Below are 21911 nucleotides of genomic sequence, written 5' to 3'. Positions count from 1 at the left end.
ATGCGTTATTCCCTATGCGTTAATTTATTGGTCGGTTCGACCGTGAAAGGTAGTGTATGAAGACTGTCGTAATGATCGGTGGCCATGATGAAACTTTTATGCATTATGATGGCTTGGGTTTTGACTTTACCGTGCTGCAATTGCCGGACTCGGTAGGTCCTAACCTCACCGCACTCACAGACAAAATTCATCTTGTCAGCGATTTCTCCGAAGCCACCGTACTCGGCAAAATCGATGAAATCCTTAAAAAGCAGACAGTCGATTTCATTTTTTCGTTCACCGAAGACGGACTGCTGGCAGCGGCACGAGCGAGCCAGCATTATGCTATTCCCGGCATGGACTTTGACGCATGCGAAGTCTGCATAAACAAGGCGCTGATGCGCACCAGGCTGGAAAATACAGAGTTTGCGGTCCATAGCGCAATCTGCAGAACACGCGCTGACGTTGAGCATTTTTTCAATTCCCGCAATGGCCCGATTGTCCTGAAAGACCCCAAAGGCTCCGGGAGCGAAAACGTATTCATCATCAAAGATGCTACGTCTTTGCAGAGCACGCTGGAGGGGTTTTCTCAGGAAAATTTCGTTATGTTGGCGGAGGAGTTTCTGAACGGTCGAGAGGTCAGTGTCGAAACGTTGACCATCGACTCACAACATCGTGTTCTTGCCGTCACCAACAAGCGACTGTACAAGACCTCCCTGGCGGAAGAGCAGCACATCATCTCGCCAGATAATCTGGAGGCCGCGGTGTTCGAGCAGTTAGCTGGCTATTGCGAGCGGTTGTTGACTGCCCTCAATCATACACACGGCCCCTGCCATATTGAGGTGACCATCGCGGATGGACAGTTTCATCTCATAGAAGTCAATAACCGGGTCGGCGGCGATTATATTGGCTTGCTGGTTGAACTGACTACAGGCGTTGACCTGTTCAGGGAGACTTTGCAGTTCCATAGCTGTGCGGTGGATAAAAACAGTTTCGAACAGCCGGCCCGTTACACGTTCGCGGGCTCTCATCTTTTTTATGAGCCGCTGGACACTGCACTTCTTAATGATGTTTTACAGGAAGTGGATATCATCAGGTTGATCATGGGCGAAGCCAATCCGCCATTGAACAGATCGCACACCAATGATGACAAGGTCGGCATGGTGGTCATCGCTAGTCATGACCGGGAAAAGTTCTACGCCGCCATCGAACGTCTCAACACACTGAGTTCCGCCAACTAAGTTTATTACGCAAAGGAATAGCAGATATGGAAGTCATCTCTCGTAACGATATCGAGACCCTCAACAGCGTAGTGGTTGATGGCGCCTTGCACGATTTAGGCGTTGTGAAGATATTCTCCCAGCACCCTGCGCTGGCTGAATTCATCCCGTCCAACAGTGAGCTTGCTATCAGTTGGGTCCGGCTCGAAAAGGATCAGGAACTGTCGGTTCATCAGCATCCCGAAGCAAGCCTGATACTGATTTGTGATGGTTCGGGGGAAACGTTGGGGGCGACCGAGCGTGCGATAGAAGCGGGTGACATGGTTTTAGTGCCACCTCATGCCCTGCATGGCTTCAAAGGCACCCAAAATGGTTTTTGGGCACTTTCCATTCAGTTCAATGGCAAGGCCCTGTACGAAGACACGTCGCGACCGAGCGTCGTCTTCAAATCACAGGAATCCGATACCGCGAAGCCTGCCGATGTGCTGTTACGAGACAATCAGGCTTACCTGGATAGCTTCAAGAATAGTCGGCTGTTGTCGCTCATCAATTCGCCATCCATTGATCAACCGCAAGTGCGCGAAAAACTCCTCGACTGCCTGCAGACCTGGTCAGATATGTTTCAGGATTTGCTGCATATCCGAGTGGCGATGACGCTTGATCAGGCTCACAAAAAAATTGCTCTTGAGCACTTGATAGAAGAGCTGGGTCATAACAATAACCTGCGTCTTCAGCGCAACACCAACCCTTCCCCGGTTTCGGATGCAGCCTTTCATTCCACTATGGAATGGTTCAGGCACCAGATGCTTTATAAAAGCGATATGGTCAAGACGCTCTTGATGCACGTCGTACTGGAAGGCAGCGGTGAAATTTTCCACAGCGAAGCCGCTCGGGTATTCGCTGGCATGCCGCACTTTCAGGAACATGGCGAAGACGATGGTCATCACGTCAGTATGGGCATAGCGCTGCTGAACGACGCGTCGCCAAGAGAAGTCGAGGATTTACGCGTAGCGTTAAGTGAAGGCTGGGAGATGATCACACTGCTTTGCGATCGATTTGCCGATATTGCCTGTCAAGACTCACTGGGACGTGAGACCGTCACGGATCTTCAATCTGTGCCGGTATATAACTGATTCCTATGAAGATTGCAGAAGTCTTGAAAACCGTCCTTTGCTTCCGTACGCCTGAAGGAGCTCGAGGAGCGCATTCGGTACACGCCTACCGCTGGCAACGCTGGTGCAAGGCCGCGATCGATGATGCAAGTAGAGCCGGAAACAGACGGCTTCATATCGAGATTTTTGCAGCCCTCAAACGGGATGTCATGTTAGCGCTGGTTGCAATCGGGGTGCATACCGCGGCGGCTTTTGGTGCCGCAGTCACCTTGAAATCATTGCTGATCCAACTGATGCGGGCTGACTCGTCCGTGCTCTCGAATATCACCCAAGGCACCACCTGTCTTCTGCTGATTTACTGTGCCTGGCTGGCGCTCAACCACACTTTCTTTCTGGCTGAGCTAGTCGGCGTAGGCAGTCGCTCCTATGTGGAACAAAGGGTATTAATCAAAAGGACTGTTGCGCAAAACGGCGTCTTTGCGCTCAGCCTGACAACGTTGCTCGACCGAGAGGCCGCGCGTGTCGAATCCTCATGGTCAGGATTGATTACGATAGCGCTTGCGCTGGCAACGGTGCTTTTCACCTCCGCTTTTTTCTTTCTTGCTCTGGGCGCTAGTGCGGTGGCTGCCCTTGCGGTCATCGCTGGCAGTTCAATGATCGTGTTCTGGGTTGCTCAACGACTGGGCGCAACCTATGAACAGTTATCGTTGAGTGCGACTCAGCGCATAGAGGTGGGGGTATTCGCAACGAAAAATCGGCGTCAAGCCTGGCTGAAGAACTGGAATGCCGAACTGATCCGTGACTACGCCGCCAAACGAAACCTCGAAGAGGGCTCCTTGAAAAAAGCTGCTCGCCTGGTCGCGGCCATTAGTCTGATCTCGACCATGACGCCGATTACCGCACTGTTAAGCTCGGCGCTGCTACAACTAATCTACCTGGGCCAAGTCGATACACCAGGGGTGCTGGCCGCCATCGCGTTGATTGGGGGACTGAAGTCAGTCGCCAATAATATTCCAGACATTGTGCAAAGTATTTCCCAAGGCTTTGTAGGCCACCGTCATATCGAGCAATACCTTGACGCCCCTGAGCCCGTTAACCCCCCTTGCGCAACATCAATACCGCCCTCCACGAAGGCAAAGCATATTGCCATTGTCGGCGCCGCAGGCAGTGGCAAGACATCTATGCTGAGAAACTGTGCGCAACGCTTTCCCGGGGCTGACGATCAGGCGATTTTCATTCCGGACGAACCGTGGATATTCGCTGGCGGTCTTGGCGAAAATCTGAGTATCTATCGGCGTGAATTTTCAGACGAAGAGGTACAGGAGGCGATTGCGCTCGCACGCCTGCCCGGGGACTTTTATCTCGACTACATCAGAGAGCGGGATTGCGGCGCAATCAAGCAATGGGACGTTTCCAGAGGCCAGGGAAAACGAATAGAACTGGTCCGCGCCCTAGTGGCACGCACAGACTGGATCTACATCGACCAACCGACCTCAGGGCTGGATGACGCGCTGGCTGCGGGATTGTTGAGAACACTGCTGGACGGCCCATGGCGTGATACAAACGTAATGTTCGTCACGGATAAGCCGGAGGAAAGAGACACTGCCGAAGAAATCTGGACTGTTTCTGGCGGTAGGATTATCGACATAAAAACTCACCACGCTTGCGCTTCTTCGCGACCTCTCGCTTCACCGGTGGCAAGCTCTTTCTCTGCGTCCTCGCCGCCAAAGGCAGTACACAGTAAAAATGATTCGACAGAACAGCCTGAGCGGGTTTCCAGATCAATCACCAGCAGCCTGATAGCGTTCGGCACGGGCGCCATCACGTTGGTCGCATTCACCCTGATGGCACTCAAAGAAGTGCTCACTATTGCAGGCGACTACCTGATCGCTAGCGGTTATCTGGGTACGCATCTGAATGCATCTTTGCTCGGGCTGGCCGGCGTTTTGCTAGTGAGTGCTTTGCTGTCGATTTCCGGGGCGTTGGTCACGGCGAAGAAATGTATTGAGGCGGCGTCTGCACACTGCAATCGATACCTTTCTTATTTAATGAACCCGGGCCTTGATGAGCGCCTGACCCAGAAAATCAATCACGACAGCCAAAACAAGCTGACATGGGATCAGCGGCGCGTCGATGAAGTATTGCCCGTTCTGTTGCTGGAAACCATCGGCGCGGCAACCTTGCTGTCGGTCACGACAGGGTATGTTGTGCTGAATAACATTTACGTACTGTTTCCGTTTGTTTTCATCAGCCTGTGTTATTGGCGGGGAGCACGACGCTCCGGCGAGTTGCTAAAAAAATCCAACACTCGGGAAATCGACACCACCGCCCTATTGTTCACACGCATTCAAGCACTGAGTTGGGACGGCGGTCGATTTGAAAGCATGGCCAGAAACTCCAGCATCCTGAACTGGTTGAGCGGCAACCTGGCCGCTCGAGCGTTTGCTTCTCTGGATAATGCTGCGATGCGTCGTTGGTATAGCTACAAACTGGATTTGATGGGTGTTTTCTTTCTTTCCGGCATCGTGGCATCAACCATTTACTTTCACGCCATCGGCGTAGCCACGATGGCGAACGTTCTGGCTGTGAGTCTTTCATACAGCCTGATTGCGATTTTCGCGCGCTTGGGAAGGTGCGTGGTGGAGTTGCGACAAGTCCTCGACAGTGCCGATCGCCTGGTCGTGGCTGGCCTCTTGCCAACGGCAGCGCCTAGATGCCAATACGTTCAAAATGGTGCGCCATTGGTATCGTTTTCAAACGTCACATTCGTTAACCCTCAAAGCGGAATAACGGTGCTAGAAGATTTCGACCATGCGTTTCACGAGAATGATGTCGTGGTGATCATGGGGGCAAGCGGTGTCGGTAAATCAACCTTCGCCAGTCTGGTAGTGGGCAGCCTGCTGCCAAGTCAAGGTCAGGTATCGACGCTGGGTGGCACTATCGGGTATCTGACACGGCCACATGCCGAAGACGTTCAGTTATTGACCTCCAGCCCGATATTCAAGCCGGGACCGCTGTTTGAACATTTCAATAGCACGTCTCAGGAAGAACTTTATCAGCAGGCCTCTTATCTGGGCCTCTCGAGCATTATCGAGCGCCTGCCGGAGGGCTTCAATCAAGAGGTTGCCTGGAGTGGTGACGTTAACCTGAGCAAGTCAGAGCTTCAACGACTTGCGCTGCTTGATTTGACCATCAATGCACCGTCCATCGCCATCCTCGACGAGGCCACCTCCGAGCTGGACAGCGTCGAAGAACTTCAGCTCATCAGGAAGTTGATGGCAGCCCTGCCAAAAACCTTGTTTTTCATCATTACTCATAACGCTGAGCTTTCTGCGCTGGGAAACAGAAACTTTACCTTCAACTCTGAAAAGCGATTGGTTGAAAAAACGATATAAGCCTATTCTCACACATTGTTATACAAGGATCGTAAGTATGGAGTTGCCTGCGCAGCGGGAGGCGTTTTGCATCAGTTATGGCGTCTCTAACCCACAGCTGCCCTTGAGCGGTATTGCCCACTGGGAGTCAATGCTCAAAGGGCTCGCGGAGCAAGACGGTATCCTGCATGAAGAGCAGGCCTATGTCGCACCCGGCTTCTTTTATATGCCTGTTACTGCGCAGCCGGACCCACCGTTCCTGGAGCAATTGATACGTCAGGCACATACAGCCGACTGGCTGTTGGTTCCCTCCCTGAAGAAAACCGATCACTCGCTGCGCCAGCAATATGAAACAGACATAATAGTGGTTCCCTTCATGCAGGTTGCCTATCTGCATGTTGAAGGAGAACTTGACGCTTGTTTGCTGACTGCCATGGGCAGAAAAGCATACAAGGAGATGGTACGCCTTACCCGCAGGACTGAAGAACTGTGCCATACGCGACTCTATCGCTTGGACGAACTGGTTGAAAACAATCAAGTATTGGAAGCGTTTTCAACACTGCAGTCGTTAAACGTGGACAAATACCAGCACGTGAGGAACCTGTACGCTCTTGAAACACTGCAGGCACTGGCACGCTCAACTGAAGGTCCAAAATACTATATAAAAATGAATTATGAAAAATTGAATAATGTCGCTGTCTACGGTTCCCTAAGCTACGCTGATCAGCAACAGGGCGTTTTCTCTCAGCTGGTGCAAGGTCAAGACCGCAGCCAGGTACCCCCCGGGCTCAACTTGTACGTCAGCGATTACTATCAACTTTATAAAGTGGCTGATGAGCTTGGATTCAAGACAAGCTGTCTTGGCCGCGGCGCCATCGATATGAAAAAACGAATGGGTGCCAACCGGGTAGTCGACCTGGACAACTGGCTGATTCCTGTCAGAACGAATCGGCAAAAACAAATGCATGCATTTTCAGTCAGAGCATACGGTTAATAAGGAATTTTCGTGTCTTTCTTTGATCTCAATCGGCAACTTGATAGCCAGCACATAATAGAGAATGGTATCTCGATTATGGACTACTCGACATCGACCTTCGATTTGGCTGGCACACTTCAAAAAACGCTCGTCGGCCGCTATAAGCTCAGGGCTAACTTCCCGCTGGACAAGATTCACGAATGCCTCGAACACGAAGAAATCCAACGCCACCGAAAAGAGTCTGGCCACTGGTATGACCCGTTACAAACGCTGGGTGAGCCAATGATCAATGAATACTACACCTTTGTGAATGGGCTCAGTCAGCGTCTGGGTTTCGACTTTGTGTTCGAACATAACCCGCTGGTGCGCTACCACATTCCCACGACACTGGATGACCGTTACAGACTACCGGACGGCGAGTTGTTTACTCACCACTCGGATACCTTACTGGGCGACTATTTCCAGCAAATCAATATATGGTTACCGTTCTGCGACGTTAAAAATACCGCAGCACTCAGCGTTTGCTCGAAGCGTGCCAGTCTGCGCGCTCTAAAAACGTTCGCCCATGAGCAGAGTTATAGCTACGACGAATATAAGGACAGTCGAATCGATTTCTTCGATTATGCAAAGCAACGTCCGCAGTTCATATCGGACCTCAGGATGGATGCCATGCCGACCAACCTTCGCTACGGCCAGTGCCTGATGTTTGATCCACGTGTACTGCACGGGACGGCAGAGAACACGGAGAATGTAACGCGTGTGAGCATGGATTTCAGGATTATCCCGGTGGATGATTACGAGTCCATCATCAAGGAACTCCAGCTTCAAGGGGGTCGCCCTAATAGCTACGAAGGCGAAGGTTTGATCAAGGGCGAGTTCTACAACGCATTGACTGCACGTGAAGTCGTCAGCCGCTGATTCCTCTGCACTGTCATAACACCTCAATAATTAACCCGAGAACGGATCATGACGACGACAATCGCGTGGCTGGACGGCCAGTACCTCGAGATAGACAAAGTATCTTTTTCACCCGTCACTCACTCACTTTCTTATGCGTCATCAGTTTACGAGGGTATGCGCAGTTACGGCTCAAGCATTTTCAAATGCGAGGAGCACTTGCAACGTCTGCAACGGTCAGCGCAGGTATTCAAACACGAAGTGAATTACAGCAACGCCATGCTGGCGGAAGCCTGTCATGAACTACTGAGACGAAATGAACTTGTAGACGCTTACATTAAAATCGTCGTGTTCTATGACGATGTCGACGTCAGTTTTATGGGCCGAAACTGTCGCAGCAAAGTGGTAATATTTGTCCTTCCATTCGCCCCCAAATCCGCGACCACACCTTACCGGCTGACGATAGCCAATTGGCGTCGAGCCCCTGCTGCTTGTCATCCCTACCAAGCAAAAACCTCATCTACCTATGCGCTCAGTTTTTTGAGTTTTCGTGACAAGGGCGAGTGTTTCGACGACGTGCTGTTTCTTTCTACGATGGACACGGTCTGTGAGTCCAGCGGCTCGAACGTCTTTTTTGTGAAAGAAAACCTACTCATCACGCCGACCACTGACATGGCATTGGCGGGAATAACGCGCCAGGTTGTCATCGACGAGCTGTCTCAGTTACTGAACTTGCAAGTTGTGCAGCGGGATATTTCAAGCTTGGAGCTGAACCAGTTTGACGGTGCCTTTCTGTGCGGTACCGCTATGGAGATCACAGAGGTCAGTTGTATTGATGACGTCATCTACAAGAAAAATTCATGGGTCGAGTTATTGGCTACCGCGTATAAAAAAATGGTGATGAGCGCGTCGAGTTGACCCACGCAGAAGCGAGTGCGCCCCTGTTGTTTATCCATGGTGGACTTACATTCTGCCGAGTCAATTATTCGAAGGCCGATATTGCAACGCCTCGGCCAGATGACTGCGGCTGATCGCGTCCACCTGCTCCAGATCCGCCAAAGTCCGCGCCACCTTCAGCAATCGATGCGCCGAGCGCAACGACAGGGTCAGACGCTCGCACGCCGTCTCCAGCCAGCTTTCATCGACACTGGACAGCGCGCAGTACTCACGCAGCCCCGGCAGATCGAGAAACGCATTGGCACAGCCCTGACGACGTTGCTGACGGTGTCTCGCCTCAGCGACCACGGCTGCGGCACTGGCGGTGTTTTCACTGGTGGTCGGGTCAGGGTTGAGGGCGGTGGCTTCTCGGGCGACGGTCAGGTGCAGGTCGATGCGGTCCAGCAGCGGGCCGGACAACTTGTTGCGATAGCGCTGCACCTGCTCAGTGGAACAGCGGCAGCGCCCGGTCGGCTCACCGAGATAGCCACAGGGACACGGGTTCATCGCCGCCACCAACTGGAACCTCGCCGGAAAGCGCACGCGATCCCGCGCCCGGGAAATCACGATATGCCCGGACTCTAACGGCTCACGCAAAACCTCCAGCACGCGGCGGTCGAACTCCGGCAACTCATCAAGGAATAGAACGCCGTGATGCGCCAACGTGATCTCGCCAGGTTGCGGACGACTGCCACCGCCCACCAACGCAGGCCCGGACGCCGAGTGATGCGGCTGGCGAAACGGCCGCTGCGGCCAACTGGTCAGCGGCACCTGACTGGCAACCGACTGAATCGCCGCCACCTCCAGCGCTTCATGCTCGTCCAGCGGCGGCAACAAACCCGGCAGGCGACTGGCGAGCAGCGTCTTGCCAGTGCCGGGCGGCCCGCTGAACAGCAGGTTATGCGCCCCCGCAGCGGCAATCACCAAGGCACGCTTCGCGGCGGTCTGGCCCTGCACTTCGCTAAGGTCCGGATACGGCTTGGGCTGATGCAGCAAACCGCTGGACTGATAAGGGGCAATCACCGTGCGCCCGTTGAAATGCGCGACCAACTCCAGCAAGTGGCTCACCGCAATCACCCGCAGCCCCGACGCCAGGCACGCTTCCTCGGCGTTCACCGCCGGAATGATCAGCGTCCGCTCCGCCGCACGCGCCGCCAGCGCAGCAGGCAGCACACCCTGAATCGGCCGAATCGCCCCCGATAACGCCAGCTCGCCCAGGCATTCAACATCCTGCAACGCAACCAGCGGCACCTGCCCGCTGGCAGCCAGCAAACCCAGCGCAATCGCCAGATCGAACCGCCCGCCATCCTTGGGCAAATCAGCAGGCGCGAGGTTGAGCGTGATCCGCCGCGCCGGAAAATCCAGCCCGGAATTGAGAATGGCACTGCGCACCCGGTCCTTGCTCTCCTTGACCGCCCCCTCCGGCAACCCCACCAGCGTCAGGGCCGGCAGGCCGTTGGCCAGATGCGCTTCAACAGTAACCGCCGGGGCTTCCACCCCGACCTGGGCACGACTATGGACGATAGCCAGCGACATGGATCATTCCTTGATATGAGCGATGGGCGGGTATCGTGCTTTATTTGCGGGATGGGGGGGAGTGGGGAATGGATACAGGGTGTGAGTAGGGCAAGAAAGACGGATATATGTTTGGTTGCGTAGAAATGCCATAAACATTGCTTTAAATGCTGAAACACAACTAGCAGGAGCATTGATATGAGCATCCGCCTTGCCCTTCCCAAGGACTCGTTGCAGATAGCGACGATTCATCTGGAGTCATGGAGAAGTGCCTATGAGGGCATCATTCCCGCCGCCTATATCAATCGGATAACGCTTGAGGCAAGGCTGTCCCACTGGACCAAGGAGATCGCTTCGGGCGAATCTGGCCTATACGTTAAAGTCGACAGGTTAGATCGGGTCTTGGGCTGGGTGGCCACGGGGGCTGACAGGGAACATCCCGAAGACCGCAGCGTCGCAGAAATACAGGCCATCTATATCAGCCCGATGCACACACGCCAGGGTATTGGGCGAGAGCTGTTCGACCATGTGATGCCTGTCTTTCAATCCGCTGGCCGCACCAGACTTGTAGTCTGGGTGCTGGAGAGCAATGCCCCTGCCATCGATTTCTACCATCAGCGAGGGTTCGCAAAAGAGCCGATCAAAACCAAGACGATCGAACGAGACAATGTCAGGTTGGTCGAGATCAAACTTGAACAGCTCATCACGACACCGCCCTCAACGGTGCCCTGCTCACCTTAGTCAGGCCTGCCCCTCAAGAAGTACTCAGGGTGTGAGTGGGGAATTGCCTCTGACAAGCGATCCCCTCTGATTGGCACAGAAAAAATGACTTTAATGAAGCTCCTTACATCTCCATCACACACAATTGCAGGCGGCCATACTTCATGGTCAATCCTTGGCTAAAACCTTTTATGGCTAACCATACTCAAAACCACGGAGCTCTAATGACCATGGCTGATCAAGCCCCCCCTGACGCATCTCCGCATGCTGCTAGCTCACCGCGCAGTAAGCTTTACGATGGCACTCTAGCCGCCACTATCGCCATTGCTATTATATTTGCCGCTTCCAGCATCGTCCCCCACGCCTTTGAGAAACCTATACCTGCCTGGTGGTTTGGCATTGGCGGGATAGCGTTGTTCTTTATCATCTACGCCCGGTTGCGCTCAACCAAAATGGTGACCGCATTTGAATCCTGGGAAATCCTCGCTCTGGTCGCCAATAGCAAACCGGCTCAATTTTTGATCACTGCGTTCAGCATTGTTCCTATGATTGTCTCCATCGCCAAAACCGCTGGTGTACAACAGCAAATCCCGTTCACGGTTTATTTATACTGGGCCAGCGGTCTGGCACTGTTTATATTCCTGCTACTGTTCAAAGTGACCGCTCCGCTTGTGTACCGATATAAGTCATATCAGGAGGTGCTTGACCAGAGTGGCGGGCTTGAAGTCTTTCGTGAGGAACTGCTTGAGTTGCAAGTCATGGCGTCTAGTAGGACAGCACCCTTCGATAAGGCTAATGATCATATCTTCCTGGCTGACGATATCGCCACGATTCAATGGTTACGCATCAGCGACAAAGCAGAAGCTCCAGAACTGTACTTCCTGATTCGCAAGTATTCCACGGGGCTTAAAGTAGGCTGGCGCCGAGCGTTGACACCCTTGCTTTTCATACCGGCGTTTGTCTTGGTAACTACGACGTTGGGTAATACATTAAAAGTCGGGGTTGAGGCTGCCGCTCAAGCTCACTGTTCCGGTGGGCTGATCAAAAGCATCTACGGTGGCATACTGTCGATTGATCCTGATTACAAAAAAAACGCCAAGCCGCCTGAAGGATGCGAGAGGTTCGATGCCCGGTAAAAGTAGGCTCTGTAAGCGAATGGGGAATACTTCTTGTGCACATCAAGCGATGTCCAATGGTAAGGCAGTCGACACAATGCTCAGCTCTTTGAATACCTGTGATGCGCAGACTTTTGCGCATCCAAAGCCCCGATGAAACAGGCAGCGCTTTATATTCAAAGCGCTGCAGCACACATGAACGAATTCGCACGTATGCGCAGAAGCTTGCGCGCTTTTTAGCGGTTTCTTGGTTGAAAATTGATCAACTACTTCGCGAAAAATTTTTATCTATCTGTTTTTATTAGATAAAAATCTTCTCGGCACGCATCTTGGAATGTGCTTCTGCATACAGCGGGCGAAATTGCCCGTTTCTGCGCAGAGAGTTTCCCACATGACCGATAAGCACGGCACGCACCAGCAACGACGTGCCGCACTGTTCCCCAAGACTCCGGCGACAGCCACCAGCCTTTGTCCTTTCAGAGGACCGAACGTCGCCATCGTGCCGGTGCGCTACGCACTGGATCGCTCCCGCTACGACGCCGCGCCGGAGCAACTGAAGCCGTTGCCGAAACAGGGCAAATGGGCGCTGATGCCGACACTGAAAACACGCAGCTACACCCTTCGCCAGCTGTATGACGGCTACGTCTATGTGTTCGACGAAACGGCCGGGACGCTGCATGAATATGTCGCCTCGGCAAACAACGGCCATCTGAGCCGCATTGTCTGGACGGACGCGCAGATCGGCAGTGACCAGCGAAGCGGCGCCAGTGATGGCAAGCCCTTCCTGCTCTACCCGCGACGTAACACACTGCACATCGCCTTTGCCCCGCAGCAATGGACGTGGCGAATTTGCGAGCACATGCGCTCCAGCGCCCCAAGCCGTGCGCTGTGGATGAAAGTAGTCGACCTGGCCAGTTACTGCATCACCATGGCCGAGCCGGACACCCTGCCATTGAACCGTATCGCCGAGGCGGTGGCGGACATCGACAAGGGCTATGTCACTGACGACGGCCGTTTCGCTGACTCGGCGATCCCCACTGCTCGCCCGCTGTCGGAAGACGCCGAAACAAATCCGTTATGGGCACCGCTGGGTGCTGACGTTTTCTGGCAAGGCAGCGTCGACGATCAGGACAGTTCCCTGCTCATCGCCCTTGATGACCCGCTGGCCGTTTTCAACGATCTGGGCATGCAACTCGCCGCTGATCAGGCGGCTTTTCGCGACTGGCAAGCCAGGCACGAACACAAAATCCAGATCGCCCAGACTGTCTCCGGACTGTGTGGTGCCGAAAGCGACCCGCAAAAACTGCCAGCGTCGGTGCGCGGCAATGCGGCACTCACGCACCAGTACCTGAGCGAGGTCGAAGCGTACTTCGAGCAATGCATTCTTGAAGAAGCACAGATCAGCAGCAGCAACGTTCCCGGAGATTTTCTGCTGCTGCCGGACATGTTCAAGAGCCTGGACATGCGCAAATCGATCGAAGCGCGTTACGGCAGCGTCCCTTCCGAACGGGCTGCGCAGGCCTGGAAAGATCGCCACAAATGGCGACGCGAGGTCGATCTGAGCGGCGCGCGTCAGTATCTTCAACAGCATCTGCCGAGCGGAGACGCACTGCTGCAACAGGTGCGTGACACACAAAGTGATTTTCAGCTCTGGGCGACACATATCGGCACAGACCCGCTCAAGCTGTTTATCGATACCACCCGCCCAACACAACTGCTGTACCTGCAAACGATCATGCTCAACCTGCAGATCATTTACGCCCAGGACAGCGCAGCCACCACCTGGCTGGCCGAGCAGGAAGCAAACGCCAGCACGCTGTTTGGTACCTTGCGCTACGGCTTCTCACCCGCCCTCAAACAAGCACTGCATCAGGAGGCCGACGCGCTGCTGAACGGCCTTGGCGACGTCACCAACCTGGCGACACGTATTGGCGAACTCAATGGCGCCCTCAATCACCAGGGCTTTGCCGACAAGCCGTGGATGAAGGCGCTGAAGCAACCCGTTCAGGGCACCTTCAAAGCCCTCGGCGAACTGGCCGGCGGCGCAGGTAAAACGACGCTTGAGAGCATCCTGCTGGCCTGGGTGCCCATCGACAGCCGCATGGCCCTTGGCAAACAGCAGAACATCGTCGCGTTGCTTCGCACGCTGTTGATCGGTCAGATGTTGCTTGGTTCGAAGGCGCGTATTGCAGTCGATCAACAGGTATTCACCAAGCTCAAACAGTGGATACGCGAGTGGCAGGTCCTCAACAAACAGATCAGCGATACCCGTCGCAGCTGGCTTTATCCAACCGCTTACAACACCCGCAAAAGCAACGCCAGCCACCTCCGCGTCCTTGAGGAAAAACTTCGTCTGCATGAATTGAGCATCCCCGCCCTGCTCGACTATCAGAACAACCAATACGCAAAGCAGTTGCAGGACGAGATTCGCCTGCACTTCCAGTCCGGCAAAACCATGGCGAAAGACTGGCTGACCACCGCCAAGCGCTGGATCGATGGGCTGGGAGGAATTGCCGGGGCAATCACTTGGGGCGTGATAATGCTCAACTTCATCAATACCGCGCTCACTTACCGGGACCTTACTCGGGATGGAGACTTCAGTGCCAAAGATATTGGCAAGGTTACCTATGGGCTGGGGTATAGCTTCAACCTGTTGATGGCGGTGTTTGTTGAAGCGCCGTGGGCGGTTATCAGTACGGCGAAGCCTGTGGTTATTGGTACGTACACAGTGGGCATTCTTGATCAATCGGCGGCTTATTGGAAAGCACGGGGTAATGCAGTTTGGGGGGATGCGATATTTGGGTTCAGGGTTTCGATGGTGGCGATGGGTGGATTTGGGATAGCGGCAGTTACGCTTGAAATATTTGATGTTGCAGATGACTTTTACACAGCAAAAACACCAGAAGAAAAGAACGTGATCATTGTAAAAGGCATTTCTGTGTTCGCAATGGGAGTGGGCTCAACTATTCAATTGATGGCAGGGTTATCCCCTGCCAGCACCTTCGCGATTGTTGCGATGAGTTCATGGTTCAGTGTGGCGCTGCTCATAATAGGCTCTATTTATCTTTTAACTACGATGGCCCTGAATTATTTCAAGCAAGACAGTGTTGGCTGGTGGCTACGCAAGTGCTGTTGGTCGAGAACCCTAGCCTATCGTTACGCTGAGACTGCCGAAGGTGAGCAGGAAGAAGTACGCGCGCTGATGGAAATTCAATTATCTCCGCAGGTTCATGCAAAAAGCACCGTGCATTACGAAGACCGTTACCTTGGCAAAGGCGATTACTACAGCGTAGCCGTACAAAATGGTGCTGGAGTACAAGTACGTTTGCCAAATCTGGTACGCGGGCAGTCCGTGCACTTCAACATAGTCAGCAGCAAGCGACCATGGGGAGTGCTACCTGTAGAAAAAATGAACGACCCACTGCATCAAGCTTTTCTGGACCGCGGGCAATTCAGGAAGGCCGAACAGTTCGGGACGCTTACCAACAAGCAAGCTGGCAAAGCGAGTGAAGACTTCACCTATCCTCTTATGCCACCAGAAAATGAAGACCTCATCTGGGAAACCTGGGTGCCACTGAACAAGGACGCGACATATCTTGAGCTGCAAATCTGGTATCCGGCCAGTCGTTTAAGCCCTGGCGAAGAAGATAGAAGCTATCTGTTTCAGATAAAGCTTGGCCTAAGAGGTGATACCGCTATTGATGGATTGGCTGCTGTGGAACTTGAAGTGAAGGCATCAAACAGGGTCGGTACGCTGGCTCTAGAAGTCGCAGAGGGTACGCCATTATGACTCAACAAGAAAACAACCCAACCTTGCCACAGGGTAGAGATGCTCTAAACTGGAAGATCAAAACACTTGCGAGATCGCCTAGGGAAATGATGATAACGCAGTCCATATTTATCGCAATCTACATAACAGGATGCACACTTTATATGTGGGGAGGCTGGATAATGTTTTCAGATAGCCTCTACTCATTAGTGGGAACTTTATTAGCATTCGCCGGCATTCTTGCCTATTTCGTAGGCCTGCTCATCCGCCAAAAAACCATCTACAACTACAGCCTGAAAACCGATGGCGCCACAGTCGAGTATTACCTCCACTACCCCGACTTCGCCTCATCGTTTTTCAAAGGCATCGCTATTTTCGTCATACTGGCATTCGTCCTCGTCGCCCTAATCACTGGGTCATTGCTGTTCCTGGTCGGTCCGGTGGCAATGGCTTTTGTCGCAGCCATCAAACTGCTGAACTGGGAAAACCCCATCCACCATCGACAAACCGCCCCGTGGCATTTGCACGAATTTGTCACGGTTGATCACAAACGTCTGATGGTCATTATCCATTGCGACGATATAACCACCGGGTTCGCCGCGCGTTTTCCCAGCAAGGTGCTTATGGACAAGTATCTCGCGTTCCTGCGCAAGGCACTTCCAGCGAACGCTCAATACATCGAAAAAGCCACTAACTGGCATCAGGGTTGATGCCACTCTGCGCGGGCAATCTGTGCATTTCAACGTCATCAGCAACAAACGATCGTGGTGGGCTGCCGGTAGATAAAATCGATCGTCCAGTACATGAAGACTTTCTGGAAAGGGGACAATTCAGGAAGGCCGAACAGTTCGGAACGCTTAACAACAAGCCAGCTGGCAAGGCGAGTGAAGATTTCACCTATCCTCTCATGCCACCTGAAAACGAAGACCTCATCTGGGAAACCTGGGTGCCGCTCGACAAGGACGCAACGTATCTTGAGCTGCAAATCTGGTATCCGAACAATCTGATCAATCCTGGTGAAGACGATAGAGGCTATCTGTTTCAGATGGAGCTTGGCACAAGGGGCGATACCGCTATTGATGGTTTGGCTGCTGTGGAGCTTGAAGTAAAGGCATCAAGCAGAATTGGCACCCTGACTCTGGAAGTCGCAGAGAGTACTCCTTTATGATTCAACAGACGCCCTCCCCATGTCTGCTAAAAGGCCGAGATGTTCTAAACTGGAAAATAAAAACGCTGGCTAAATCACCTAAAGAAATCATGATAGCGCAGTCCATATTTGCCGCAATTCATCTGATCGGGAGCTCACTTTTTATTTGGGGGGGCTGGAAAGTATTTTTAAAAAACCCGCCTTTACTGGTGGGCTTGATACTTGCCCTTGGTGGGGTTCTGGCTTACTTCATAGGCCTGCTCATCCGCCAAAAAACCATCTACAACTACACCATAAAAAACAACTGTGCCCACCTGGAGTACTACCTCCACTACCCTGACTTCGCCTCGTCCTTCTTCAAGGGCATTGCAATAGCCGTCATCCTGATATTCATTTTCATAGCCGCGCTCACCGGCTCACTGCTCTTCCTGATCGGTCCGGCAGCCATCGCCTGTGTCGCAGCCGTCAAGCTACTAAACTGGGAAAACCCCATTCACAATGAACAAAGCCTGCCCTGGGTCGAGTACAACTTTGTCACGATTGACCGCAAACGCCTCATGATCATCACGCACCGCTCCGACATCACGCTCGGCTTCGAGGCCCGTTTTCAGAACGAGGTATTGTTCAACAAGTACCTGAACTTCCTACACACCGTACTACCCCCAACTGCGGAATTCACCGAAAAAGCCTGGAGGTGGTAGCCGCCTTTGCAACCCTCTTAACCGGGAGTGGGCCAAGTTCGCCAACGTGTCTGGTGATGTCTGTAATCAACGTCCGGGCGCGGCCAAACGCGCATATTGGCCCTGACTGATCCATCCTGTGAACGAACGATCATCCGCATTGATGAACTCGACCTGGGCCGCGCCATCCTTGAATGCCATAACCCCGACTACGTCATCCTTGACGATATAAGCGCCTCGGGAGGCCTTGGCATTCGGCGTTTTCTGCAGCCAGGCCTTGTCCACGGTGACGGTCACCAGACCTACCCACTGCTTGCCGGCGGTCCGGGTCAGATCCATGCCGGTGGCGATGTCCGGTACCAACACGTTCATGCAGCCAGGGTGCTGCCGGCCTTGCTCTATCGTCAGAACCACGCCATCAGCCGAGGCCTTCAGAGTTCCTGGGTAGACGTCATCAAGCCAGGACGACACCGCTGCGCCCTTCCCGGCCTCGACCTTGCCTTGAAGATAGAACGCACAGCTGAATGCCTCGCCGCGCGTCTCCGAGTAATAACCCTCGACTTGATGATCAGGCGTCACGGCCAGCATCAACTGCTCGTATTTGCCGGAATGCAGTGCCGAGTCCTGAGCAAAAACCGACGTGCCAACACACAGCAATAGAGTTGCGGCCAGGGGCCAGCGAGTAAGGGGACGTTTGTCAGTCATGCTTCCATCCATAGAACGTTCGAATAGCCGGGAGGAGTGGCCAGTCCATGACTGGCGCGCCGAGACGTTAGCGTATTTCGGCGCGCAACTGTATCACTGAAATCCGCGGCGATTCATGGCCGCGACGCGAACGCCAGTACACGCTTGAGCATCTCGTCACAGGCGTCAAGTTGCGCGACGCTGATGAACTCGTCCGGCTTGTGCCCCTGCTCCATGCTGCCCGGCCCGCAGACCACTGCCGGGATGCCTGAGTGGTCGAACAACCCGCCTTCGGTTCCGAAGGCAACCGTGCCGAACGCCCGGGAGCCGCAAAAACCGGCAATCAATTCCGCCGCATGGCTGTGCTGGGGAATATCCAGTCCCGGATAGCTCGACAATTCAGTGAAGCGAATCTCGCTCCGGGCACTGACGGCCTGCATGGCAGGCAATAGTTTTTGCTCGGCGTATACGTGCATGGCAGTGACGATCTGCTGCGGGTCCAAGGTGGGGAGCGCACGCACTTCGAAATCGAAACGGCACTGTTCGGGCACAATGTTCAACGCCGTGCCGCCGCTGATCACGCCGGTCTGAATGGTCGAAAATGGCGGATCGAAGCGCTGGTCAAGGGCGTCAGCTGCCCGTAACGCCTCGCCCAGACGACCCAGCTCGCTGATCAGATGCGCCGCATATTCAATGGCGTTGACGCCACTGGGCGCGTGGGCCGAGTGGCAGGCAGCACCCTGTACATCGCAGCGCACCGCGACCTTGCCCTTGTGGCCGAGCACCGGCTGCAACTCCGTCGGCTCGCCAATCACACACAGCATCGGCTTCACCGGCCGCGCCCGCAGCGATGCCAGTAACGAGCGTACGCCCAGGCAACCCACTTCCTCGTCGTAGGACAGCGCGATATGCACCGGCATGTGCAGCGATGCCTGGGTCAGCGCCGGAACCAGCGCCAGCACGCAGGCAATGTAGCCTTTCATGTCCGCAGTGCCACGGCCGTAGAGTTTGCCATCCGCTTCGCTCAGTTCGAACGGCGGGAACGTCCATGGCTGGCCGTCGACCGGCACCACGTCAGTGTGGCCGGACAATACGATGCCTGGCACGTCAGCCGGGCCGATGGTGGCGAACAGATTGGCCTTGGTTTTCTGCGCGTTGTAGATCAACTCGCAGGAGACGCCGAAGCGCTCGAGGTAATCGCCAACGAAGTCGATCAAGGCCAGATTCGATTCGCGACTGGTGGTGTCGAAGGCCACCAGCCGCGCCAACAGCTCGCGGCTGGAGCTCATCGCTCATCTCCCGGCACGCCGTAGCCTGGTGCGCCAGCCGGGTTCAGGGCGCGGTCGAGGTAATCCTGCATTTGCGGCTGATAGGCCTGCCAAAGACTTTTCAGCTCGCCTAGCGGGTCGTGCTCGGCCCAGTCGACGCGCAGATCGACGATGGGCCAGGACTGCTCGCCCACGACTTTCAGCGCCGCCGAATGGACCGGCCCTGCTTCGCCGCCTGCTGCCAGACCGGCCTGCATCGCCTGTAACAAACGCTCTGCCAGGTGCCCGGTTGCCTGCTCGAAGGACTGAATCATCGCGTCGATGACTGCCTGGCTCGCCAGCATGTTGCCAGCCACCACGCACTGATCGCCGCTGCCCGCGTTGTTGATGCCCAGTGTTTCACTGCCACTGAAATGCGCGACTCGCCCCTGATGATCAATCGCCGTGATCTGCCGATACTCGCTGAGCGGGCTGGCGCTCATGACCTGGTCCAGCGCTTGAGAGGCAGACATGCCCTGCTCCATCAGGTCCAGCGTTTGCGGTCCCAGGGCCGGCAGTGTGATGTTCTGCGACGACACCGCGCCGACACCCGCACGCAGCCAGGGGCAACGCGCGCCTACGGCAATACTCGACGAGCTGATGGCAATGCCCAGCTGGCCGGTTTTGGCACAGCGGGCGGCAATGGAAAAAGTCATGGGCAACAGTCCTTATTCAGGGATCACGGCGATCACGTCTATTTCCATCAGCCATTGCGGCTGCCCCAGCGCCGACACCACCAGCCCGGTGGAGATCGGGAACACGCCTTTCAGCCACTTGCCCACTTCGTGATAGACCGGCTCGCGGTAGCGCGGGTCGGTGATGTAAGTGGTGGTCTTGACGATGTGCGACAGGTCACTGCCCGCCTCTTCGAGCAATTGTTTGACGTTTTTCATCGCCTGCTGCGCCTGTGCCGCCGGGTCACCGAGGCCGACCAGATTGCCATCGAAATCGGTGCCGACCTGGCCCCTGACGTACACGGTATTGCCCGCGCGCACCGCCTGACACAGGTCGTTGTTCAGGCTTTGATTGGGGTAGGTGTCCTTGGTGTTGAACATGCGGATACGAGTATGAGTCGGCGTAGTCATGGGTAACTCCTGTGGGCATTGAGCGCGATGATCAACCGTTGACGTTGCGCAACGGCACGACGGGGGCCGCACGTTTGCCGGCGTCATAGGAACGGTATTTGTGCTGCGTGGCGATCTGATCGGCGACGTGTTTGGCGTCGTGCCATACGCCCCAGATAAACGCGGAGCCGCGGCGTGACAGCCATGGCAGGCCGACGAAGTACAGGCCTTGCTCGCAGGACACGCCACGCTGGTGACGAGGTTTGCCTTTGCTGTCGAAAGCATCGACCTGCAGCCAGCTGTAATCCAGGGCATAGCCGGTGGCCCAGATGATCGACGTGACGCCTGACTCGATCAGGTCCAGCTCGCTGAGCGGATGGGTGATGCACGGCGCATCCGCCACGCGTTCACGGGCCGACGGCTCCAGCGGCAGGTCCAGGCCGTTGCGTGCGGCGTAGGCATCAGCGGCATCGAGCAGCGACAGGTAGTTCGCGTCGCCACTGTCGAGGTTGCTCACCAGATCATTCTGGAAGTGCACCTTGTTGCCGACGAAGCTTTCGGTCAGGCCCACGAGGTTCATTCCGGCCTGAGCCAGCCGGCGGAAGTCGACCGTATAGCCGCCCCTTGCACCACTGACCGCGATGGTCACGTGCTCCTTGCCGGGCTGCATGGTTTCGCTGTCCCACAACCCCAGCACACCCATCCACCAGCAGAAGTCCCGGCCGCGATAGGCGCGCGGCGGACGGTCGTGAGGGCCGACCGACAAGTACACTTTGCGACCCGAGAGCAGCAGCTCCTCGGCGATTTGCACACCCGAGGAACCAGCGCCGACCACCAGTACGCCGCCCTCGGGCAGTTGTTGCGGATTGAAATAGTGCGCCGAGTGGATCTGATGAAGCGCCTGGTTAACCGGCGCAATCGGCGGGATGACCGGTTTCTGGAACGGCCCTGTCGCCGAGACCAGATGATTGACCACATAGGTGCCGGCACTGGTTTCGACGGTAAAGCCTGCACGCCCGGTATTGCGGGTAACGCGCTTGACCTCGACGCCGGTCTTGATCGGCGCATTGAATTTGCGGGCATAGCGCTCGAAGTACTCGGCCACTTGCTCCTTGCCCGCGAACCCGTCCTGATCCATGGCGAATTCAAGGCCGGGAAACCGGTCATGCCAGGCCGGACCATTGGCTACCAGCGAGTCCCAGCGGCCACTGCGCCACGCCTCGGCAACGCGGTGTTTTTCAAGCACCAGGTGCTCGATGCCAAGACGGCTCAGGTGTTCGCTGGTGGCCACTCCGGCCTGCCCTGCACCTACGACGAGCGTATCGATCTCTATGATTTTTTCTGTCATCTCGGCATCCCTCGACAGGTGGCTTACGACCTGTTGGACGTAATGAAAAGTGTTGAAACGTCGATGCG

17 protein-coding genes and 1 pseudogene are annotated in these 21911 nt (G+C 54.9%); 12 read left to right on the top strand and 6 right to left on the bottom strand.

The features are described 5' to 3' along the window. The first annotated feature begins 56 nt into the window (after positions 1-56). Genes KP808_RS00955 through KP808_RS00930 form a run of 6 tightly spaced genes read left to right on the top strand, consistent with a single transcriptional unit; the run spans position 57 to position 8476 of the window. A complete protein-coding gene (locus tag KP808_RS00955) occupies positions 57-1220 on the top strand; it encodes an ATP-grasp domain-containing protein (protein WP_058402718.1) in 1164 nt (387 codons plus the stop codon). 26 nt (positions 1221-1246) lie between these two features. Further along, complete coding sequence (locus KP808_RS00950) at positions 1247-2332, top strand: cupin domain-containing protein (RefSeq protein WP_005744863.1); 1086 nt, start codon at positions 1247-1249, stop codon at positions 2330-2332. Positions 2333-2337: 5 nt separating this feature from the next. Next, complete coding sequence (locus tag KP808_RS00945) at positions 2338-5706, top strand: ATP-binding cassette domain-containing protein (RefSeq protein ID WP_230017285.1); 3369 nt, start codon at positions 2338-2340, stop codon at positions 5704-5706. Between the two features lie 37 nt (positions 5707-5743). Continuing rightward, complete coding sequence (locus KP808_RS00940) at positions 5744-6679, top strand: hypothetical protein (RefSeq protein ID WP_230017284.1); 936 nt, start codon at positions 5744-5746, stop codon at positions 6677-6679. Between the two features lie 12 nt (positions 6680-6691). Beyond that, positions 6692-7579, top strand: coding sequence for a 2OG-Fe(II) oxygenase family protein (locus KP808_RS00935; RefSeq protein ID WP_058409290.1), 888 nt, complete (start codon positions 6692-6694; stop codon positions 7577-7579). Positions 7580-7627: 48 nt separating this feature from the next. Next, positions 7628-8476: an aminotransferase class IV gene (locus KP808_RS00930; protein WP_058402714.1), complete on the top strand. Its 849-nt coding sequence runs from the start codon at positions 7628-7630 to the stop codon at positions 8474-8476. A 60-nt stretch (positions 8477-8536) separates the two neighbouring features. Here the strand turns inward: KP808_RS00930 and KP808_RS00925 are convergent, their stop codons facing one another. After that, positions 8537-10030, bottom strand: coding sequence for a YifB family Mg chelatase-like AAA ATPase (locus KP808_RS00925; RefSeq protein WP_230017283.1), 1494 nt, complete (start codon positions 10028-10030; stop codon positions 8537-8539). Positions 10031-10207: 177 nt separating this feature from the next. Between KP808_RS00925 and KP808_RS00920 the strand changes: the two genes are divergently transcribed. The 6 genes and pseudogenes from KP808_RS00920 (at position 10208) to KP808_RS00895 (ending at position 17461) form a co-directional block, all read left to right on the top strand. Next, positions 10208-10750: a GNAT family N-acetyltransferase gene (locus KP808_RS00920; protein WP_230017282.1), complete on the top strand. Its 543-nt coding sequence runs from the start codon at positions 10208-10210 to the stop codon at positions 10748-10750. Positions 10751-10893: 143 nt separating this feature from the next. Beyond that, a complete protein-coding gene (locus tag KP808_RS00915; RefSeq protein WP_230017281.1) occupies positions 10894-11865 on the top strand; it encodes a hypothetical protein in 972 nt (323 codons plus the stop codon). A gap of 370 nt (positions 11866-12235) precedes the next feature. Beyond that, a complete protein-coding gene (locus tag KP808_RS00910) occupies positions 12236-15634 on the top strand; it encodes a toxin VasX (protein ID WP_230017280.1) in 3399 nt (1132 codons plus the stop codon). Next, positions 15631-16323: a permease gene (locus KP808_RS00905; RefSeq protein ID WP_230017279.1), complete on the top strand. Its 693-nt coding sequence runs from the start codon at positions 15631-15633 to the stop codon at positions 16321-16323. The genes KP808_RS00910 and KP808_RS00905 overlap by 4 nt, the downstream gene beginning before the upstream one ends. A gap of 1 nt (position 16324) precedes the next feature. After that, positions 16325-16781: pseudogene (locus KP808_RS00900) on the top strand (hypothetical protein); the annotation flags it as partial. Continuing rightward, positions 16778-17461: a permease gene (locus KP808_RS00895; RefSeq protein ID WP_230017277.1), complete on the top strand. Its 684-nt coding sequence runs from the start codon at positions 16778-16780 to the stop codon at positions 17459-17461. The pseudogene KP808_RS00900 and the gene KP808_RS00895, both read left to right, overlap by 4 nt. Positions 17462-17527: 66 nt before the next feature. Here the strand turns inward: KP808_RS00895 and KP808_RS00890 are convergent, their stop codons facing one another. From KP808_RS00890 to KP808_RS00870, 5 genes are all read right to left on the bottom strand, one after another. After that, positions 17528-18145 carry a hypothetical protein gene (locus KP808_RS00890; RefSeq protein ID WP_230017276.1) on the bottom strand — a complete coding sequence of 206 codons (618 nt, stop codon included), beginning with the start codon at positions 18143-18145 and terminating at the stop codon, positions 17528-17530. Between the two features lie 113 nt (positions 18146-18258). Next, on the bottom strand, positions 18259-19413 hold the full coding sequence (gene argE / locus KP808_RS00885; RefSeq protein WP_230017275.1) for an acetylornithine deacetylase: 1155 nt from the start codon (positions 19411-19413) through the stop codon (positions 18259-18261). Further along, positions 19410-20087, bottom strand: coding sequence for a DUF1028 domain-containing protein (locus KP808_RS00880; protein WP_230017274.1), 678 nt, complete (start codon positions 20085-20087; stop codon positions 19410-19412). Before KP808_RS00880 ends, argE begins: the two co-directional genes overlap by 4 nt. Before the next feature lie 12 nt (positions 20088-20099). Then, positions 20100-20516 carry a RidA family protein gene (locus KP808_RS00875; protein ID WP_003408344.1) on the bottom strand — a complete coding sequence of 139 codons (417 nt, stop codon included), beginning with the start codon at positions 20514-20516 and terminating at the stop codon, positions 20100-20102. A gap of 31 nt (positions 20517-20547) precedes the next feature. After that, positions 20548-21843 carry a flavin-containing monooxygenase gene (locus KP808_RS00870; RefSeq protein WP_230017273.1) on the bottom strand — a complete coding sequence of 432 codons (1296 nt, stop codon included), beginning with the start codon at positions 21841-21843 and terminating at the stop codon, positions 20548-20550. Positions 21844-21911 lie beyond the last annotated feature (68 nt).

It is taken from the genome of Pseudomonas savastanoi (genome assembly GCF_020917325.1).
Lineage (GTDB): Bacteria > Pseudomonadota > Gammaproteobacteria > Pseudomonadales > Pseudomonadaceae > Aquipseudomonas > Aquipseudomonas amygdali.
The sequence above is the reverse complement of the archived record's forward strand: the minus strand, read 5'-3'. Positions and strand labels throughout refer to the sequence as shown.

Bases quoted from the DNA above. Each gene is read 5' to 3' on its own strand.
- KP808_RS00945 (WP_230017285.1), top strand. From the start codon at position 2,338: ATGAAGATTGCAGAAGTCTTGAAAACCGTCCTTTGCTTCCGTACGCCT.
- argE (WP_230017275.1), bottom strand. From the start codon at position 19,413: ATGAGCTCCAGCCGCGAGCTGTTGGCGCGGCTGGTGGCCTTCGACACC.
- KP808_RS00905 (WP_230017279.1), top strand. From the start codon at position 15,631: ATGACTCAACAAGAAAACAACCCAACCTTGCCACAGGGTAGAGATGCT.
- KP808_RS00940 (WP_230017284.1), top strand. From the start codon at position 5,744: ATGGAGTTGCCTGCGCAGCGGGAGGCGTTTTGCATCAGTTATGGCGTC.
- KP808_RS00910 (WP_230017280.1), top strand. From the start codon at position 12,236: ATGACCGATAAGCACGGCACGCACCAGCAACGACGTGCCGCACTGTTC.
- KP808_RS00890 (WP_230017276.1), bottom strand. From the start codon at position 18,145: ATGACTGACAAACGTCCCCTTACTCGCTGGCCCCTGGCCGCAACTCTA.
- KP808_RS00875 (WP_003408344.1), bottom strand. From the start codon at position 20,516: ATGACTACGCCGACTCATACTCGTATCCGCATGTTCAACACCAAGGAC.
- KP808_RS00915 (WP_230017281.1), top strand. From the start codon at position 10,894: ATGGTCAATCCTTGGCTAAAACCTTTTATGGCTAACCATACTCAAAAC.
- KP808_RS00955 (WP_058402718.1), top strand. From the start codon at position 57: ATGAAGACTGTCGTAATGATCGGTGGCCATGATGAAACTTTTATGCAT.
- KP808_RS00925 (WP_230017283.1), bottom strand. From the start codon at position 10,030: ATGTCGCTGGCTATCGTCCATAGTCGTGCCCAGGTCGGGGTGGAAGCC.
- KP808_RS00930 (WP_058402714.1), top strand. From the start codon at position 7,628: ATGACGACGACAATCGCGTGGCTGGACGGCCAGTACCTCGAGATAGAC.
- KP808_RS00880 (WP_230017274.1), bottom strand. From the start codon at position 20,087: ATGACTTTTTCCATTGCCGCCCGCTGTGCCAAAACCGGCCAGCTGGGC.
- KP808_RS00870 (WP_230017273.1), bottom strand. From the start codon at position 21,843: ATGACAGAAAAAATCATAGAGATCGATACGCTCGTCGTAGGTGCAGGG.
- KP808_RS00920 (WP_230017282.1), top strand. From the start codon at position 10,208: ATGAGCATCCGCCTTGCCCTTCCCAAGGACTCGTTGCAGATAGCGACG.
- KP808_RS00895 (WP_230017277.1), top strand. From the start codon at position 16,778: ATGATTCAACAGACGCCCTCCCCATGTCTGCTAAAAGGCCGAGATGTT.
- KP808_RS00950 (WP_005744863.1), top strand. From the start codon at position 1,247: ATGGAAGTCATCTCTCGTAACGATATCGAGACCCTCAACAGCGTAGTG.